The sequence below is a fragment of the Neobacillus sp. Fa239 genome, from assembly GCF_055395235.1.
On the sequence record NZ_AP041611.1, the window covers coordinates 4369386 to 4388702 of the forward strand.

Annotated in this window: 20 protein-coding genes; 4 read left to right on the top strand and 16 right to left on the bottom strand. The window is 38.6% G+C overall.

Translation table 11 applies throughout. The annotated features are described in order from the left end of the window. Window positions 1-64: 64 nt before the first annotated feature. Entirely contained in the window at window positions 65-511 is a 447-nt protein-coding gene (locus tag ACZ5XR_RS21630) for a universal stress protein (RefSeq protein WP_464498533.1), read from the top strand. A 112-nt stretch (window positions 512-623) separates the two neighbouring features. Next, window positions 624-938 (top strand): hypothetical protein, encoded by a 315-nt coding sequence (locus tag ACZ5XR_RS21635; RefSeq protein ID WP_464498534.1) that lies wholly within the window; start codon window positions 624-626, stop codon window positions 936-938. A 408-nt stretch (window positions 939-1346) separates the two neighbouring features. Here ACZ5XR_RS21635 and ACZ5XR_RS21640 read toward each other — a convergent pair whose 3' ends face one another. From ACZ5XR_RS21640 to ACZ5XR_RS21675, 8 genes are all read right to left on the bottom strand, one after another. After that, a complete protein-coding gene (locus ACZ5XR_RS21640) occupies window positions 1347-1496 on the bottom strand; it encodes a hypothetical protein (RefSeq protein ID WP_464498535.1) in 150 nt (49 codons plus the stop codon). A 187-nt stretch (window positions 1497-1683) separates the two neighbouring features. Further along, window positions 1684-2196 carry a MogA/MoaB family molybdenum cofactor biosynthesis protein gene (locus ACZ5XR_RS21645; protein ID WP_464498536.1) on the bottom strand — a complete coding sequence of 171 codons (513 nt, stop codon included), beginning with the start codon at window positions 2194-2196 and terminating at the stop codon, window positions 1684-1686. Further along, on the bottom strand, window positions 2177-3034 hold the full coding sequence (locus ACZ5XR_RS21650) for an EcsC family protein (protein WP_464498537.1): 858 nt from the start codon (window positions 3032-3034) through the stop codon (window positions 2177-2179). Before ACZ5XR_RS21650 ends, ACZ5XR_RS21645 begins: the two co-directional genes overlap by 20 nt. A 106-nt stretch (window positions 3035-3140) precedes the next feature. After that, window positions 3141-4325: an acetate kinase gene (locus ACZ5XR_RS21655; RefSeq protein WP_464498538.1), complete on the bottom strand. Its 1185-nt coding sequence runs from the start codon at window positions 4323-4325 to the stop codon at window positions 3141-3143. Between the two features lie 231 nt (window positions 4326-4556). Further along, window positions 4557-5540 (bottom strand): class I SAM-dependent methyltransferase, encoded by a 984-nt coding sequence (locus ACZ5XR_RS21660; RefSeq protein ID WP_464498539.1) that lies wholly within the window; start codon window positions 5538-5540, stop codon window positions 4557-4559. Window positions 5541-5603: 63 nt separating this feature from the next. Beyond that, window positions 5604-6104, bottom strand: a complete 501-nt coding sequence (gene tpx, locus ACZ5XR_RS21665) for a thiol peroxidase (RefSeq protein ID WP_464498540.1) — start codon at window positions 6102-6104, stop codon at window positions 5604-5606. Between the two features lie 171 nt (window positions 6105-6275). Further along, on the bottom strand, window positions 6276-6746 hold the full coding sequence (gene ytfJ, locus ACZ5XR_RS21670; RefSeq protein WP_464498541.1) for a GerW family sporulation protein: 471 nt from the start codon (window positions 6744-6746) through the stop codon (window positions 6276-6278). 17 nt (window positions 6747-6763) lie between these two features. Beyond that, a complete protein-coding gene (locus ACZ5XR_RS21675; protein WP_464498542.1) occupies window positions 6764-7465 on the bottom strand; it encodes a DUF2953 domain-containing protein in 702 nt (233 codons plus the stop codon). Between the two features lie 162 nt (window positions 7466-7627). Between ACZ5XR_RS21675 and ACZ5XR_RS21680 the strand changes: the two genes are divergently transcribed. After that, complete coding sequence (locus tag ACZ5XR_RS21680) at window positions 7628-8428, top strand: NAD kinase (protein WP_464498543.1); 801 nt, start codon at window positions 7628-7630, stop codon at window positions 8426-8428. An 80-nt stretch (window positions 8429-8508) separates the two neighbouring features. Here the strand turns inward: ACZ5XR_RS21680 and ltrA are convergent, their stop codons facing one another. The 8 genes from ltrA to refZ all read right to left on the bottom strand — a co-directional run bounded on the left by ltrA (window position 8509) and on the right by refZ (window position 18623). Then, window positions 8509-9834, bottom strand: a complete 1326-nt coding sequence (ltrA, locus tag ACZ5XR_RS21685; RefSeq protein ID WP_464497298.1) for a group II intron reverse transcriptase/maturase — start codon at window positions 9832-9834, stop codon at window positions 8509-8511. A gap of 687 nt (window positions 9835-10521) precedes the next feature. Then, window positions 10522-11451 (bottom strand): EamA family transporter RarD, encoded by a 930-nt coding sequence (gene rarD, locus ACZ5XR_RS21690; protein ID WP_464498544.1) that lies wholly within the window; start codon window positions 11449-11451, stop codon window positions 10522-10524. A 149-nt stretch (window positions 11452-11600) separates the two neighbouring features. Next, on the bottom strand, window positions 11601-13187 hold the full coding sequence (gene mbcS / locus ACZ5XR_RS21695; protein ID WP_464498545.1) for an acyl-CoA synthetase MbcS: 1587 nt from the start codon (window positions 13185-13187) through the stop codon (window positions 11601-11603). 163 nt (window positions 13188-13350) lie between these two features. Beyond that, window positions 13351-13557, bottom strand: coding sequence for a small, acid-soluble spore protein, alpha/beta type (locus ACZ5XR_RS21700; RefSeq protein ID WP_464498547.1), 207 nt, complete (start codon window positions 13555-13557; stop codon window positions 13351-13353). A gap of 99 nt (window positions 13558-13656) precedes the next feature. Next, window positions 13657-14862, bottom strand: coding sequence for a tRNA uracil 4-sulfurtransferase ThiI (gene thiI / locus ACZ5XR_RS21705; protein ID WP_464498548.1), 1206 nt, complete (start codon window positions 14860-14862; stop codon window positions 13657-13659). Next, entirely contained in the window at window positions 14863-16005 is a 1143-nt protein-coding gene (locus ACZ5XR_RS21710; RefSeq protein WP_464498550.1) for a cysteine desulfurase family protein, read from the bottom strand. 138 nt (window positions 16006-16143) lie between these two features. Continuing rightward, window positions 16144-17832 carry a septation ring formation regulator EzrA gene (gene ezrA, locus ACZ5XR_RS21715; RefSeq protein ID WP_464498551.1) on the bottom strand — a complete coding sequence of 563 codons (1689 nt, stop codon included), beginning with the start codon at window positions 17830-17832 and terminating at the stop codon, window positions 16144-16146. Between the two features lie 161 nt (window positions 17833-17993). After that, a complete protein-coding gene (refZ, locus tag ACZ5XR_RS21720; protein WP_464498552.1) occupies window positions 17994-18623 on the bottom strand; it encodes a forespore capture DNA-binding protein RefZ in 630 nt (209 codons plus the stop codon). A 154-nt stretch (window positions 18624-18777) separates the two neighbouring features. On the opposite strand from refZ, the gene ACZ5XR_RS21725 reads away from it, so the two are divergent. Continuing rightward, window positions 18778-19260, top strand: coding sequence for a GAF domain-containing protein (locus ACZ5XR_RS21725; protein ID WP_464498554.1), 483 nt, complete (start codon window positions 18778-18780; stop codon window positions 19258-19260). The last annotated feature ends 57 nt before the right edge of the window (window positions 19261-19317 follow it).

Consider the following 19317-nt stretch of genomic DNA (forward strand, 5'->3'; position numbering starts at 1 on the left):
TCGAAAAATTGAAACACTTATTCTCTGAAAAAAATGGTATTATTTAGGTAAGGAGATGATAATCATGGGACTCAAATATCAAAATATTTTAGTCGCTCTTGATGGCTCAACAGAAGCAGAATGGGCTTTAAAAAAAGGCATTGAAATTGCAAAAAGAAATAATGCCAGCCTTCTTTTAGTCCATATCATCGACACAAGGACATTTGCAATGGTGGAATCCTATAACCGCAGCATTGCTGAAAGAGCAGAAAATTTGGCAAAAGAATTACTTGAAAGTTACCAGGAAGAAGCCCTTAAGGCTGGAGTAGTAAATGTTAAATATGAAATTGAATATGGCTCACCGAAGGTAAGGATACCTAAAGATATCGCTAAAAAACATAAAGTAGATTTGATCATTTGCGGAGCGACTGGAATGAGTGCAATGGAAAGATTTTTTATCGGCAGTGTATCTGAGCATATTACTCGATATGCAAATTGTGATGTGCTTGTGGTCCGCACTGAAAAGAATTAATGATTGCTCTAACACCTATTTCTGATGGAAGAATGGTTATTTTCGAACATTATAAGTGATGGCTTAGAGAATCTATAGTAAAATATAATTATCAAAAGTTTTGGAGGAAATTATGGAAGAACTTTTTTCTTTCGATCAACGCCTTGGGATCCTCCTTCCTGTTTTTACGGAGGATTGGGACCATTTCAGTATAGAAAAACAAGATAGAATTCTTTTATTTTGGGAGAAAGTTCGCGGCTCCATTCCCGATCGGATTGCAGAACTGGAAGGGATCATCAATAAAAAACAAGCACAGCTTTCCGATGAATTTGACTTCCCTCGTTCATGTGAGCTTAATAGTGAGATAGCAGAACTTGCCTCGATTATCAATGATTTATGGTTATGGTACCGCGTGAATCAGACGGTATCCTCAAAGGCACATCATTAATCTAGATTCTTAAGGGTTCGTATGCACCCGAGATTTCACAAATCTCGGGTGCATTTTTATTATTTAAAGTTTTAATGGAATCATGGTGGATTTCCACTTAATCTCTCTATTTACCCTTTAACATTTATCTAGATTCATTTTATGTAATTGCGGGCATATCGTACGGGCAATGCAACCTCTCAGCTTTGACCCTTCAAGCTTTTTTTCTCTCTACGGGCAATGCAACTACTCTGCTTTGACCGTTCAAGCTTTTTATACCACTCTACGGGCAATGCAACGGCTCTGTTTTGACCGTTCAAGCTTTTTATACCACTCTACGGGCAATGCAACTACTCTGCTTTGACCGTTCAAGCTTTTTATACCACTCTACGGGCAATGCAACCACTCTGCTTTGACCGTTCAAGCTTTTTATACCACTCTACGGGCAATGCAACCGCTCTGCTTTGACCGTTCAAGCTTTTTTACCTCTCTACGGGCAATGCAACCGCTCTGCTTTGACCGTTCAAGCTTTTTATACCACTCTACGGGCAATGCAACCGCTCTGCTTTGACCGTTCAAGCTTTTTTTGCCTCTCTACGAGCAATGCAACCACTCTGCTTTGACCGTTCAAGCTTTTTTTGCCTCTCTACGAGCAATGCAACCCCTCTGCTTTGACCGTTCAAGCTTTTTTTGCCTCTCTACGGGCAATGCAACCGCTCAAAATTTGAAAGTAAAATCTTTTTTCCTCAATATAGAAAATATTAAACTATAGATCCTTCTTCAATTCTCTCACCACATGCCCTATTTCAGGCAATATAAGTTTATTCATGGCAAGTTTCACTGCGCCGGATGACCCAGGGGTAGAGAATATCGCTTTGTTTTTGATCACGCCGGCGATCGCTCTTGATAGAATCGCAGCTGAACCAATATCCTCCTGATAGCTTAGCATCCGAAATAACTCGCCAAAGCCGACAATCTCTTTTTCAAGAAGGGCTTTAACCGTTTCAATCGTTACATCCCGCTTCGCAATTCCCGTCCCGCCATTAGTCAATATCACATCAATTTCTGCTTGTTCGATGCCTTTTAAAATTTCCTTTTCAATTTCGGCAGCCTCATCTTTTACAATACAATAGTCGGCAACCTGATGCCCTTTTTGTTCAAGCAGTTCCACCATTAACTTCCCGCTTTTATCCGAATTTTTATCCCTCGTATCACTGACCGTAATCACTTTGCAGATGACTGTTTTTGGCGCTTCCATCTTATGCTCGATTGTACTCATCAATAGCTTCCTCTTTCTCCTTTAGATTGCGCAGCTGATAGTATTTATGCGCCACATCGGTTACTTTTCTAGTGAGCTGATAATTGGCCCCTGCTCCAATGGCCATACTGATAAGAGGAATTCCTTGAATGACCTTTCTGCGGAACATGGAAATAACCAATGCTTTTAATAATTGTTGAATCGGCTGTTCCAGCCAAGTAATATCCGTGATTTCTTCATTTCCTTCATAAAAATAACGTTCATTGCTGCCATCCAATTCAGCCATTAACGCTAACCAGCCATCCTTTTGCATTCTTGGGGGTAATGTTGCCATGTGAAATACTTTAAGCGAAGTCATTATTTCATATGGTGTGCTGACCTCGAACCCGTATGTCATTGCAATTAATTGAACGGCCCGTAAATTAATGAAAGCCATTGCCGGAATATCAGAACCAAGCAAGAATGTATCGCCAGTTCCAGCCAATCCTCCCTGGGCAAACGAGAAAAAACGGTGCTTGGCAATTTGTTGTTGGGCTATGTATTGTAATTGATCAATATCAAGTTGCCTTAAGTCAGCTATTTTTTCTAAATCCTTCTTGAAAATTCTCCCTGAAGATAATATTCGTTCTTTTGCATCCACCTGAAGCTGTGAGCTTTGAATAAAGCTATGTAAATGAAACAGCCAGCTGTCGAGAAGTGAAAAAAATTGCTTTTGGACTTTATCGGGCAATAAGGTGAAGGCCCGCTCTAAATATTTTTCATACGTTAATTGAAAATCGTTCGGTTCATAGGTAAATAAACTTTTTTCCCATTCGCGAATCTGATTCAAAGTGATTATTTCGCGCTCTGTTAAGTGCATGGGCAGGGGCCCCCCTATTTCCAATTCTTTCTTTTAAGTATATCACAGGAAAAAGCGATAATAAAAAAGGCAATTGCCCCATGAGGGACAATTTGCCTTTAATAAATTATGATAAACGAACAACGTCGCGGGCTATCATGACTTCTTCGTTTGTTGGAATAATGATGACTTTTACTGGAGAGTGAGGATAATTAATAAACGCTTCTTCTCCTCTTACTTTATTGAGTGCAGGGTCCCAATAAACGCCCATGAATTCAAGACCTTTTAAGACATTTTCACGAACAACATCACTGTTTTCACCAATACCCGCTGTGAAGATAATGGCATCAACACCATACATACGGGCAGAATAAGAACCAATGTATTTATGGATACGATTCGCGAAAACTTCTAAAGCAAGCTTCGCACGTTCATTTCCTTGTTTTGCTTGAACTTCAATGTCACGCAAATCACTCGAGAATCCGGAAACCGCAAGCATACCACTCTTTTTATTCAAAATATCAAGGACTTCTTCAACCGTTTGATTCGTTTTCTCCATGATATAAGGAATTAAGGCAGGGTCGATATTCCCTGAGCGGGTTCCCATGGTTACACCTGCAAGAGGTGTAAAGCCCATTGATGTATCAATTGATCTTCCGCCTTCGATTGCTGCTATACTTGCTCCATTTCCTAGGTGGCAGGAAATAAGACGAAGCTGTTCAACCGGACGGCCTAACAGCTCTGCTGCGCGCTGTGATACATATTTATGTGATGTTCCATGGAATCCATACTTACGAATTCCATACTTTTCATAGTACTCATATGGAAGGCTGTATAGATATGAGCTCTCCGGCATGGTTTGGTGGAAAGCAGTATCAAAAACAGCAGCAGCCGGAACATTAGGAAGTACACTTTGAAAAGCCTTTATCCCGGTAATATTTGCCGGATTATGCAATGGTGCTAAATCGGACAATTCTTCAATTTTCGCTAAAACTTCATCTGTTATAAGAACAGAATCATTAAAGGCTTCGCCGCCGTGGACAACCCGATGGCCAATTCCTTCAATTTCATTGAGGGATTGGATAATCCCTAAAGTCGTCAGCTTATCCAATAGCATTTTAACAGCAACTTCATGGTCAGGAATATCAAGAACCTCCTGAATTTTTTCACCGTTAGCGGTAATATTAAAAATGGAATCCTTTAATCCAATTCTTTCAAAAAGCCCTTTTGTAATAACCTCTTCGCTAGGCATATCAAAAAGCTGAAATTTTAGTGAAGAACTTCCAGCATTGATGGCAATAATTTTTGACATTTTGCAAAACGCTCCTTTTATATAACAACATAAATAAATAAAAAATTTATTTAGTACAATGTCTATTGTGCTCAAACTCTTTTTCAATTTTATCCTTCCTCATTTAAACACTGTCTCATCGACATTACAAGGAGTAAATTTTTCTTGTAAGCGATTACGGAAAATATAAATAAATTCATAATTTTTCATTAAATTTTTACAAAAGAAAAAACCGGAATAAATCCGGTTTTATTAGCGTTTATTTTCTTTAAACCATGATTCAATTTTTGTCAGAATTTTGTCCATTTCAATGGCATTTGATAAATTAGGCAAGTTTACCAAGAGCGCCTGTCCCGGTGCTGTTATATGCTCCGCTTTTTTTTGTAAGACTAAAATACTCTTAGCTGCATTCTTATTCTTAAACATATTGGTCGGAAGTTGAAGTAAGCCTTGAATATATACATGTTCCTTAATAAATTCGCGAAGCTCGGGAGCCTGTTCAGTTTCAAACAAACCATTCGGAATAATAAAAAATAAATATCCGCCTGGAAGAGTGTGGCGAACACTTTGTTCAATAAACAAGTGATGGGAGTAAGAGTGACCGCTGCTTGCTTGAAGTTGATAATCTGAAGCCCGGATGTCATTTGGATAATATCCAACTGGAAGGTCACCGATTACCGCATCAACCGGATCAATAAATAACGGTTCGAGGCTATCCTGATTGAAAAGCTGGATTGGGTGTTCTTGCAAATTAGCATTTACATAGGCAAGTTTTATTAATAGATCGTCAATCTCAACACCGATTGACTCAACTTTATTAGGGACTTGATTTAATACAGTCGTTAATAAATTTCCTGTTCCAACAGCAGGGTCCATCAAGCGATAACTTGATTGTTTCATAAATTTTTGTACTAAGTATCCAACCAGCATCCCGACTGTATCAGGTGTCATTTGGTGATTTGGCTGAACATTTTCTTTCATCCCTTTTAAGATCACTAGTTGATAGGCTTTGCGGATTTCCTCATTTGAGAACTTTTCCAGACGAATGCCTTCATACTGTTTCTTTAGCCTTTTAACAGTTAATTCACTTAACTCTTCTTGGAGAATGGAACTCTGAAAAAGATTCTCCCCTGTTTCGGCTAATGCTTCTAAATAGGTACATCCTAATTCTTCTTGTAAAACAAGAGCCGTTTCGTTAAATACCGTAAAAAGCTGTTCTACCGGAGAAATATTCACTTTCTAAAACCTCCTTAAACCAAAAAAGACCCCGCCACCCGCGAGGCCTTTTAAAATCTATAATTATTTTGCACTCTTTGCAGCTTCAATTGCTGCTTCGTAGTTAGGGTGATGGGTTGCTTCACTTACGTACTCTACATATGTCACAGTGTCACTTGAATCCACTACAAAAACGGCACGAGCCAATAGTCGGTGCTCTTGAATGGCCACACCATATGCTTCCCCAAAGGAAAGGTCACGATGGTCTGAAAGTGTTTGGACGTTTTCAATTCCGTTTGCTCCGCACCAACGCTTTTGCGCAAATGGAAGATCAGTGCTAATTGTTAAAATTTTTACATCCCCTAATTTATTTGCTTCTTCATTGAAACGGCGTGTTTCAGCATCACAAACACCAGTATCTAAAGATGGAACTGAGGTAATTAAACGTACATGCCCCTTCGTATCATTTAATGTAACCTCTGAACGGTCATTGGCAAGCACTGTGAAGTTAGGCGCTTTATCTCCTACCTTTACTTCATTGCCTAGTAATGTAACTGCATTTCCTCCGAATGTAATGTTTGCCAAATCTAACATCCTCCTTTATCATATTGAGCTAAGTGCACGAAACATTCCTGCAGCTTCACCCCTATTATGTACAGTGTAAATATATCTTGTCAGCCTTACATTTGCAATTATTTACACTCTCAAACCATGAAAAAAGTTAATCCTCCTTTTTTTCGGAAGATTAACCTAATTCTATAACTCCAGTTCTTGCTTATGGTGACCTTCGTTCGATAATTTTTCATTATCTTTTTTCGAAAACATCTGCTGTATTTTATCAACAGCCTGAGGTGCAAGCTCTAATATTTTCTCATAAAGATGAGTGCTTTCATCCAAGTGGAGCATTTTAACTCCATGTGAGTTAACAATTAAAAATGCGATTGGAGTAATGGAAACTCCGCCTCCACTACCGCCGCCAAAAGGAAGCTTCAATCCACTTTGTCCTTGACCTTGTCCCTGATCTTTACTTTGGGAGTGCGCTTGAGCATTGTCGAGCTTGAATTCGCTTCCTCCTGCAGCAAACCCGAAACCTACCTTAGAAACTGTTAATATAACACTGCCATCAGGAGTTTCGACGGGATCGCCAATAATTGTGTTCACATCAATCATTTCTTTTAAACTTTCCATTGCCGTCGTCATTAAACCTTGAATTGGGTGGTCAGACATGGCTGTTTCCTCCTTTTTCAAACTGAATTTGTTTTTTCCTCAGATAAATTGGTTTTGGACTTTAATTTCGGGCGTCCGCCCCTCCAAAATTTAATCATTTTCAATCCTGCTAAAATAGCATTCCCAATTCGAAACTGAAAAATACATGTGATTCTTGTTTGAATAATCGCTTGTTGAAAATGAGGAGTAACGGTTAAATGCGGCATTTCTTTAAGTCTAAGGTAATGGCTGAGAAGCCCGATTAAACTTCCCTTAATGGCCCACAATCCACCGCCAACCATGCCGGTAATCGCCGCATCTCCAACACCCACAATGGTATGCCATTCAAACTTTTTGACTGAAATTTTTTTCAAAAACTTTCTAATCACCACTTTTAAATTGAGCACATGTGTGATTATTTCTCGTACATTTTTTATATTCATTACGATATCACTAGGTTTAATTTGATGAACAGTCTTATCTTCAGTTGTTTCCTGTGGCTGCTGCTTAGGTGAATTGCTTTTTACAATAATGCTAGGTGAATTATCATCAATCTTTATTAAAGGAATGTGCTTTTTGTACTTAATTAAACCAAACCAAATTTTAAACTCAAGCTTTAAGTCGTCATTGTCATTATGATGGAAATAATCAATTTGAATCGTGAGCTTTGTTAAAATAATTAAAATGAATAAGAGCAAAAGAATCAAAAGAACTACAAGCAGCCAAATCAATTTTTTCACAACCTTTCAGCCTAGTAGTATTCGCCTTTAACTAACAAAATAAACTTAATAGCATTGACTTCTTTCTGACTTGTAACCAAAATTTCAGATGATATTTTTATAATGCTTAAAAAAGGTGATAAAATTAGTTGGAAGATACTTATATTCACGGGGGATCATGAAATGGAAAAAAGACGAAATATCTACTTTTATTACAAGCGGGAAGCGGACGTTTTAGCTAAAGTTGCACCCCTATTGGAATTGGCGGAACGCTATGATTTTACAATCGTAGACGACTACCGGAAAGCTAACATCATTGCCAGTATTGGAGATGATGGAACTTTTCTTCAGGCAGTAAGAAAAACTGGTTTTCGTGATGATTGCCTTTACGCAGGGATTTCCCTAAAAAACAGTTTAAGTATGTATTGCGATTTCAGCATTGATGATACATCGAAAATGATTGAAGCTGCTACGCGAGAACTTTATGAAGTCCGGCGCTATCCATTAATTGATGTGACGATAGATGGCCAGGGTACTTTTCCATGCTTAAATGAGTTCAGCATTCGCTCTTCCATCATTAAGACACTTGTGGTTGAAGTCTTTGTCGATCAGCTTCATTTAGAAACTTTTCGCGGGGATGGGTTGATTGTGGCAACACCGACTGGAAGTACCGCTTATAATAAATCGGTTAATGGTTCCGTTGTTGACCCATTAATTTCTTGTATGCAAGTAAGCGAGGTTGCCTCTGTTAATAACAATCGTTATCGTACCCTTGGTGCATCATTTATTCTGGGCAGCGAACGCACCTTAACCCTAAAAGTCATATCCGAAGGCAACGACCATCCAACAATGGGAATGGACAATGAAGCACTAAGCATTCGGCATGTAGAGAAGATTCAAATAAAATTGAGCGAAACAAAATTAAAAACCTTAAAACTTAAAGATAATTCCTACTGGGAAAAAGTGAAGAGAGCATTCTTATAAAAATAGAGTAGGCGCATGAGAAATTTCATGCGCCTCTCACAGATCCGTACGTGCGGGTCATCGCATACGGCTCCTCCACTTTATCCCCTTTGGGGATGTAGTTCGTTGTATATGTCTAAAAGAAAAACAAGTTTAATTTCCCGAAACCTTTCATTCGGAATCGCAAAATGAACGTGCTCAGTCTTAGAATTCCTCCATCTAGTCATTGAAAGATGCGGAAGTTCACCCTTCCAATTCCTTTTCCGAAGCTCCCTGTGGAGCTTTCTTATTTTTCTCCAGCTTCTTAACTGAATCATTCTTAGCCTTCTTCGAATCCATGTATCCAATTTTTGAAATAGTTTTTTTGAAAAGCCAATTCCAAAGTATCTTCCCCATCCTCTAATAATGGGATTTAATCGATGCTTGACGAATTCTTCCAGGTTAACTGTTAGATTTCTTTTCGTTACATCTTTGATACTTTTCTTAAACTTCTTTACTGCTTTGTCTGATGGAGAATGGAAATATCCTCTTTTGAAAACATACCCTAAGAAGATAAACGGTTCTTCGTAGTTGTCTACAATCTTAGTTTTGTCTGGGTGCACTTTCAATCCTAACTTTTCATCTAAGAGCTTCACTACCGTTCTTAGTACTCTTTCTGCTCCCTTTCGGGATTTGCAACAGATGACGAAGTCATCCGCGTACCTTGTAATACGGTGACCTCTTTCCATCATCATTTCATCGAGCGGATGCAAATAGATGTTCGCTAACAATGGACTGATTACGCCACCCTGAGGACTCCCCTTGTCACTCTCATAGAAAATACCATTTTCAAGGATTCCCGATTTTAAGAACTGCAAAATTAGCGCCAATACTCTATTATCCACAACTTCTTCTTTGATTAATTCGATAAGCTTATCATGAGGAATTGAATCAAAATAAGTCTTTATATCGGCATCAATTACAAAGGTGTACCCATCCATCAAATCCTTTCGGATTTTGTCTATCGCCATATGTGCACTACGGTTCGGACGAAATCCAAAACTACAGTCTAAGAATTTCTGTTCAAAGATTGGTTCAAGTATTCTTTTAGTTGCAGCTTGGAGAACTCGGTCTTCTACTGTTGGAATTCCCAGTGGACGTTTTGTACCATCAGCTTTTGGAATAAAAACTCTTCTAACTGGTTTTGCACGATATGTTTTCAAACGCAAAGATTCTTGGAGCACTCTTAAGTTGTGTTCCAATTCAATTTCATAATCTTTAATCGTTACTTTATCCACTCCGTGTGAACCGCGATTTTTCTTCACGTCATAGAAAGCTTGTTCCAGGTTTTGATAGTTCCATAATTTATCCATTAGGCTGTACCACTTGCGTTTCTTTTTAGAATTCTCCACTACACGTAAGCTTCGTTTTCCTATTGATTCATTCATGCATTCGATTCCTTTCCCAATACAATATCAACTGAATAGGTAAACCAATGGCTGATATTTGATATTAGTACTTCGCCCTAAACAACCTACTTTCTTTCGGTCTCGATTCTTCGGCTTTCTGCCTCATCGACTTCTGTTTAGTACATGACGAGTAAATAAGTTCGTATTGCTTTTCTTCGATGGACAGACGGGCTTCGCATCAGTCCACTGCCTTTTGAGTCAGTGCCCGCCTTATCAACTTTGTGATAAGTCACTTGTCTTTGTGGCGTTTCCAACAAGTTTATTCACTACTATCCCCTGCTCTGACTTCTCACCTTCCATAATCCATTTCTTGTCCTTCGCGGCTTTGAAAAAGAGTTACCACCTACGGTGGAGATGATGAGATCTCCTTGGGTCACGTTCATCGCCTTTCACTCGAATCCAGTCCTCATAACTAATAAGATACAGAGTGGTATTGGACATCCCCATTTTATGCAAGGTTATCCCACCTTACCAGCCAACATGGTTACAGCCACCTGTTCCGAGTTTTGCCTTCAAGTCCTCCGCACGAAATCTCACGATACTCGCACTACCTGTCAGCTATACATTTCCGCCACAACGGCATGTTAGGGACTTTCACCCATTAGAGCGATGCGCTGCCAAGCGCACATAAAAAACCTTATCGAGTTGGATAAGGTTTTTTATTTGTTAAATTGCTTTTTTATCGCTGCGCATTTTCAATCCTTTAACAGATAACCATTTTGTTTTTGATAAAGAATAAAGTGTTACGGCTGACCAAATAAAAATGAAGGAAAGTAATTGGAGCCTTGAAAAATGTTCATGGTACACGAATATGCCTAATATCAAGGTTAAGGTAGGCGAAATGTATTGGATGAATCCAAGCAGGGACAAAGGAATTTTCTGCGCTCCTTTTGCAAAATACAATAGCGGTATAGCTGTTGCCGCCCCAGCTCCCATTAAAAGGAAATCCATCCATAAGCTGGCGGTTAAAAAGGCGGATGAGCCGTGAATGAGTAAGAAAAACATATATACAGCCGCTATAGGGGTGACAACTAAAGTTTCCAATGCCAATCCTACTGAAGAATCGACATTGATCAGTTTCTTCGCCAAACTATACAATCCAAAAGAAAGGGCCAAAACAATTGCGACCCAGGGAAATTGGCCATATGAAATAGATATGATCAGGACTCCGATTGCCGCCAGACCAAATGAAATATATTGGTAATTGGTTAGTTTTTCATTCAAAACAGCCATACCTAATAAAATGCTGACCAGTGGATTGATATAGTACCCTAAGCTTGCTTCTACCATGTGTCCGCTATTTACGGCCCAAATATAGGTAAACCAGTTTATGGTGATTAAACATGAAGCGAGAATTAAGGCAAACATCTGTTTTTTATTTTGCGCAAACCCTTTAAACGTTTGAAGGAACAGCTCCCATTTTTTTGTAATGAGAAGGATGAATAACATAAAGATGAACGACCAAAAAATGCGGTTAGCCAGGATTTCCTTTGGATTTACACTTTCGATTAGCTTCCAATAAATCGGTAATAATCCCCAAATTACATAGGAAAAACCTGCGTGTATGGCTCCCATCTGAGTTTCAGTTTTTTTCATTGGTGTCTCTTCCCCTATTCTTTCTAGTTTCGAAATAAATTTATTATACCGTGAAATTTACGAATGAGGGGAATTTTTCTCTCGCCATCTTTTTCCTAAAACTAAAAAAGAAGCAGACAGTATGAACTGCCGGCTTCTCTCTGATTAAGTTAATTGCTCTTGACGGATTTCAATTCTTTTTGGCGAAGCTCAATCCGGCGAATTTTCCCGGAGGTTGTTTTCGGAAGCTCAGCTAAATACTCGATTGCTCTCGGATATTTATAAGGAGCCGTCAGTTTTTTTACATGTTCCTGCAAATTCTTTGTTAATTCAGGATCATTTTGATTCACATCCTCTTTTAGAACAACGAAGGCTTTCACAATGAATCCGCGAATTTCATCAGGACTGGCCACAACCGCACATTCCTTCACAAACGGATGTTTGACAAGGGCATCTTCTACTTCAAATGGTCCAATCGTATAGCCGGAACTGATGATAATATCATCTCCGCGGCCTTCGAACCAAAAATAGCCGTCTTCGTCCTTCATTGCCTTATCACCCGTCACATAATAATCACCACGGAATTGCATGGCTGTTCTTTCTGGATCCTTATAATAATTTTTAAATAATGCAGGTGTTTCAACATGAACAGCAATATCGCCTACTTCACCTACCGGACAAATCTCGCCCTCTTCATTGATGATTTCCACCCTATTGCCGGGTGTCGGCTTACCCATCGATCCAGCTTTTAAAGCCATCCCTTTTGTAACACCAACTAGTAAGGAATTTTCCGTTTGTCCATAGCCGTCCCTTACATCAACATTAAAGTGCCTTTTAAATGTTTCAATCACTTCTCGATTAAGCGGTTCTCCCGCTGAAACAGCACTATGAAGATTTGGTAGATGATACTCATCCAAGTTATCGACCTTTGCCATTAATCTGTATTCGGTTGGGGTACAGCAAAGGACATTAACATCATATTTTTGAAGAAGGCTTAAATACTTTTTCGGTTCAAATTTTCCATTATAGACAAGTCCAGTTGCTCCTGAGCCAAGAACAGATAAGAACGGACTCCAAATCCATTTTTGCCAGCCCGGTCCAGCTGTTGCCCAAACGGTGTCGCTTTCCTCAATACCAAGCCAATTCGCTGCTGCTGTGTTAAGATGAGCAAATGCCCAGCCGTGAGTGTGGACAACCCCTTTAGGATTTCCTGTTGTTCCGGAGGTATAGGATAAAAAGGCCATGTCCTCACGAAGTGTATCGGCTATTTGGAATTCCTCTGAAGCCGCTTTCATTTCTTCATCTAAATAAAACCAGCCATCTTCCTTTTCCCCAATCGTAAACTTCACAAGCGGATGTTCTGAACTAATATTTTCAAATTGGTCCACATATGGGTAATAGCAGATGATCCCTTTTACATCACCATGTGCGATTCGATATTGTAGATCCTTTTCTCTTAACATTTCGGAACTTGGAATGACCACTAACCCCGTTTTAAGAGATGCCAAATAAGCGATATATGCATCGATAAGCCTTGGAACGATGATAAGAACCACATCGCCTTTCTGCAAACCTTTTTCCACAAAAACATTTCCAGCTTGATTTACTTTTTTCATTAACTCCTGATATGTAACCTGTTTTGTTTCGCCGGCCTCATTTTCCCAGATAAGTGCCAATTTATTTGGCTCTTTTGCAAAGCGTTCCATTTCAGAAACTAAATTATATCTTTCCGGTGCTATTAAATCCTCGCGCTTCATACCTCTCCCCCTCAAATGTTTTTGAATTATACTATCCAAAATTATTATACAAAATTATTCAAAAATTTTAAATTATTATTCACTTAAAAGTATTTTATTTTTATAAGCAAAAAAATAGAGAGCGGGAATAATTCCCACTCTCTGTAGCCATAATATTTATTTGTTAGCGAGCAAATCCGCCGCCGCCTAATTGAGACTCAGCCATAGCGACTAAACGCTTAGTGATTTCACCACCAACAGAACCGTTAGCGCGTGAAGTAGTATCTCCTCCAAGTTGGACGCCAAACTCAGAAGCAATTTCGTATTTCATTTGGTCAAGAGCTTGTTCAACACCTGGAACTAGTAATTGATTAGAATTGTTGCTAGCCATGTGATATCACCTCCTTGTGAGTATATAATGTGTAGAACTCACAAGGTTCATTCGAATAATTAATTGGTAATTGTTCACAAAACTTTCGCAAATTGTTTTTTAAAATAATTCATTAAATTCTATTGATCGTTTACTGTCTGGTCTAATCGTAATGGTTTCTACGTCTTCAACCGCTTCTTGAATCAATGGTTCAAAATCAAAAAAGCTTTCATAATGATGTACTTTTTCTCTTCGCGGTCTCGTTTTTGGCGATGCTGGAACAAAGATCGTGCAGCAATCCTCAAATGGCCTGATGGAGATGTCATGTGTATCGATTTTTTGAGCAATTTTAATAATCTCTGTTTTGTCCATGGTAATTAAGGGCCTAAGAACCGGTGTATTGGTCACCTCATTAATCGTAAACATGCTTTCCAATGTTTGACTTGCGACCTGGCCGAGGCTTTCCCCTGTAATAATAGCCAGTCCTTCACTTTTTTCGCGAATCAGATCGGTAATTCGGAGCATAAACCTTCTCGTTGTCGTCATGGAATAGTTTTCAGGGATTTGCTCTCTTATCGCCTGTTGAATGTCTGTAAATGGAACAATATGAAGCGTAAGAGTTCCCGATATTTCGGCCAGTTTTTTTGCCAAGTCTATGACCTTTTCCTTGGACCGCTCACTCGTAAACGGCGGGCTGAAGAAATGAACCGCTTCTATTTCTAAACCTCGCTTCATTGCCAAAAATCCCGCAACAGGGCTATCAATTCCTCCTGAGAGCATAAGAGCAGCTTTTCCGCTTGATCCAACCGGAAATCCGCCTGCCCCTAAAATGGTTTCACATGATAAGTAAACGGCTTCTTTTCTTATTTCAATCACCAGATTAATATCCGGATTTTTCACATTCACTTTGATTCCGGGTATATGCTCCAGCACGTGGCCACCGAAGGTTTGATTCACTTGATCTGTATCAAGAAGGAATGTTTTATCCGACCTTTTAGTGGTTATTTTAAAGGTTTGTCCTTCATGAAAAAGTGATGAAACTAATTCCAGCGCCATCTTCTTCATTTGTTCAAGGTCCCGTTCCACTTTAATCGCTGGACTAAAGGACTGTATACCAAAAATTTTTTTTAATACCGCAGAAATTTCTGTCACGTTTTCTCCGTTTAATAAAACATACATGCGATCTCTCGTCGCTTCGAGTTTAATTTTTGGAAAGGGTGCCAAGGCAGATTTTATACTTTTTCTCAATTTCTCTACAAATTTATTGCGGTTCCGCCCCTTTGTAGACATTTCTCCATAACGAATTAATATACGTTCATATTCCATTTATTTCATTACCTTTCTCAAATGCTCTGAGACTTTCTTGATGGCCTTTAGAGCAATATTTGCTTCTTCCTCTGTATTATCAAATGAGAGGCTGATTCGAATCGCACTGTCCGCTAACTCTTCTGAAACACCCATTGCGAGAAGAGTTCTGCTCGGAGATTTTTTTTTCGAAGAGCAGGCACTTGTTGTCGAGACAAAAATCCCCTCCGATTCAAGCGCGTGAATCAACACCTCAGATTTCATTCCTTTAATAGAAAAATTTAATATATGCGGTGCAGCCCCTTCCAAAGGGGTATGAATATGAATTTGTTCCAGCTCATTCAGACCTTCTCTAAGCCGATCCTGAATTTTTTTCATTTTTTTAAGACTTGTATCGCTTATTGCCAATGTCATACGAAGAGCCTTTGCCATCGCAACCGCACCTGCCACATTTTCCGTTCCGCTACGCAGCTTTCGTTCTTGATTCCCCCCTGAAAATAATGGTGTTAGCTGCAAGCCTTCACGGACAAATAGGGCACCTGTTCCTTTTAAGCCATGGAATTTATGGGCTGAAAACGAACAAAAATCCACTCTGCTTTCATGGAGCAGAAGTGGTACTTTACCTACTCCCTGTACGGCATCAACATGGAATAAAATAGATGGATAATTTCTAAGCAATTTTCCTATTTCCTTAATAGGTTGAATTGTCCCAATTTCATTATTTACTTGCATAATGGAAATTATGATGGTATCTTTGCGGATTGCCTTCTCGACATCGGATATTGATACTCTGCCGTTTTCATCAACTGGCAAATAGGTGACATCAAAACCATCTTGCTCCAGCTGTTCCATAGCTGCCCGGACAGAAGCATGCTCAACACTTGTGGTGATTAAATGACGTCCTTTATTTTTAAGCAAAGCGGCGGTACCTTTAATCGCCAAATTACTACTTTCAGTGCCGCAGGAAGTAAAATAAACTTCGGTTGCTTTAACTGATAACAAATTGGCCAGCTGCTCACGGGCTTGCGATAAAAGTTTCTCAGCCTGGATACCTAATCCATGGAGGGAAGAAGGATTTCCAAAATATTGACTGGAGACTGTAACAAAGGATTCCAATACCTCTTTATATGGTTTAGTTGTTGCACTATTATCAAAATAGATCATCGGTCTACTCCTTTCAAAACCGAACCCTTATGCAAAAATTAATCTTATCATAGATTAGTTAATTTGAAAAAAGTTTTCCCCCTATTGCATAAAGAAAGGCTGCCCCTGTGTTTTGGACAGCCATTTATCAATAAATCTTTATTTTGTTTCGACAGCAGCTTTTATTTTCTTTAAGGCGTCTGGATCGATTCCATTCAGAGCCGCTGCAACCTGTTCCAAAGCTTCTTGATACTCATAATGTCTAAATGCTTGTTCAGCATCAGTTAAACCTTTTGCCACAGATGGAAACTTGCGGCGATAGCGATTTCCATATTGAATAGCCTTTTCTGCCAGCATGACATTTTCCAGCATTTCAATTGTCGTATTGGTCAGTTTTTCGACCGTTAATTCGGCAATTTCTAAATATTGATTGAGCCCTGAAATGTTAAGCGGCTTTTCTTCGAGCTGGTGTTTAACATTTTCAATACTATCGTTCGTATCCTCAAACAAATATTTATAATCATCCGGCAAACCAGGAATATTGCTTTTGGTTACAAGCCGAACCATTTCGCCGACTTTTTTTGTTAATTCCTTCACTTTGTCTCTTGCCTGAATTTCATCTTTTCTTAGTGACTGAAGCTTACCGGCAAAAATTTGCTGTTCTTCCGATATGGCATCAAGCTGTTCCTTGATTTCTTTCAATTCATCACTTAGCGCGGTTTGAGCGGTTTCGTTCAGCCTAATTTTTTCAATTAACACATAAAAGTGTTTATAAACAGTTGACAGTTCTTTCTCAAGATTCCTTTGCACTTCAAAATCATGATCTTTTAAATGATAGCTATGCTGTACTTGAATGATTTCATCAGAAAGATGTTCATTTTCTTCCTGAACAGCGACAAGCATTTCATATATTGGCTTTTCATTTTGTAAAACATAGTGTTTAGCAAGGACTTCTTTTTCAAGAAGGTCAAGAAGGATATCAATTCTTACTTTAATTTCTTTTGTCCCTTCCTCGGCCTTTTCAATTTCTGTTTTTTCTATATAACTTAGATACTCCGTTAGTTTTTGTTCTAACTGCGTAATTTCTTCTTCTAATCTGATATGGTCAAGGAAATATCCTTGCTGCGTCATTTCGCGGAAGCCATCGAGAACTTCAGCAAGCTGGGATGGAAGAAGGGATTGACATTCAATTAAATACTGTGGAATTAAATCCATATTATTTTTAATTTTCCCAAGATTACTTTGGATGGTTAACACAATTTCACGTGCTTCAAGGTAATTGCCATTTTCCGTTTTTTCATCAAATTCATGGAATTTATTGGTAATTTGTTCAAGCTGTGTTTCTAAACCTTTTTCTGCTTTTCCAAAGCTGTGCCGATGGGCAAGGAGCATCTTTTTTGTTTCACGATAAGTTTCCTTAAGCTGTTCGATTTCTACCCGGTTTTTCTCCTCACTGCCAACAAGCTCATGTAATTCTTCCAGAATATTCTTAATTTGATCTTCTGTTTCTTGTAAATTATTCTGAATGTCCCGTTGGACTGCTTTTGCTTTATTAAAACGGTAGCGGTCAATGAATTCTTCGGCATCAAAAAGCAATTCCTCTAAATTGGGAAGCTTTACAGTTACGATATCATCCCATTGATGTCGCCAATTTTCAAAAAGCTCCTCCGTCTGTCCCGTCATATTCAACTGCTTTACTTTTGACATTTCGTCGAGTATCGGCCTGTTAAATAAATCAATTTTCCATGCTTCTAATCGGTCCATTTCCTTAAAATATTTCTTTTTTAGAAAATATCCCAATACAAAAATGGCAAGTACCAGGATGAAAAATCCAATGAAATATTGCACACTTATTGCCCCCTAATCCGGACGTTTCCATTTAAGTCGATTTCATTTATAAAAAAATCACTCACCGGTCAATTCAATGTATTTATGATAACATGTAAACGACAATTTTTGACTATAAAATTCAATTTTTTTGTAAAAGAAAACAAAAAAATAGAGGCACCTTATAAAACAGCCTCTTTCTTCACACTTACTTCCTCACAAAGTGTATGACTGATCCATCGATTTAGTTCATTTATATATTTTTGCTCAAAAAAACGCTCATTTGGAAAAATATACAAGACTTCTCTAATATAATGGGCATTCATAAACGGCATCATTAATAACCCTTTTAATTGGATAATTAAATATGGAATGGAGTGAGGCCGAAATTCCTTGCGTTGGAAGCCAATTTCGATAATTTTAGAGAAATAGTACTTCTCCTTCAAGTTATAGGTAGACATGATTTCTCTGACAACCTGGGAGTCCATCGACATTTCACGGTAAACAAGGCTGGCAAGATGGATATTCTCACACTGATAGGAAATAAGTTTAGCAGTAACCCGCTTTAAACACTCTTTTGCCCCATGGCCAATTTTTGCATATTCTTCCTCAATAATGCCGAGGTATTGTTCAAAAAAGATCGTAAAGCAATATTCCAATAAACCTTGCTTATTTTCAAAATAATAAGCAACCGTAGCAGAATTCACATCGGCAAATGCGGCAATATCTCTAATTGATGTACCTGAATACCCATTTGAATTAAACAGTGTAATGGCTGCTTGGATTATGGCTTCCTTTGCGTTTTTTTTCATCCGTTCTCCCCCTTAAGGCAGCGTAAAATACTCCTTACAATATGATTCTTTAAATAATCAAGGGTTCCTCCATAAAAATGTCGACAAAGTATGCGCATTTTCATGATATTTTGATAAAATAGGATATAAATTTACAGAGAGAAAGGTGAAAAACATGTTTAACGTCGAAATGTACACGGGAAATCGTGCAGAGAATTATGAACTCGTCAAAAAACAATTGCAGGCACTGCTTCATGGTGAAAAAAATCGAATTGCCAATCTCAGCAATACTTCTGCGTTGTTAAATCAATTTCTCGATCGCATCAATTGGGTAGGATTTTATTTAATGGATGAGGAGAATGAGCTTGTTTTAGGACCCTTTCAGGGGCTTCCTGCCTGTATTAGAATTCCAATTGGAAAAGGGGTTTGCGGGACTTCTGCACAGTTAATGAAGACTGTTCGCGTTGAGGATGTAAACCAGTTTCCAGGCCATATTGCCTGTGATGCTGCTTCCCAATCGGAGATTGTCATCCCGCTGATTAAAGATGGTCAGCTCCTCGGTGTTTTGGATATTGATTCACCGGAAACCAACCGTTTTGATGAACTAGACCAGGAAAAATTGGAAGAGTTTGTGGAAATACTGGTAAAAAATCTATAAAAATGAAAGCACGGGGCAGTAGAATCAGATTCCCCGTGCTTTTTTTATAAATTATTT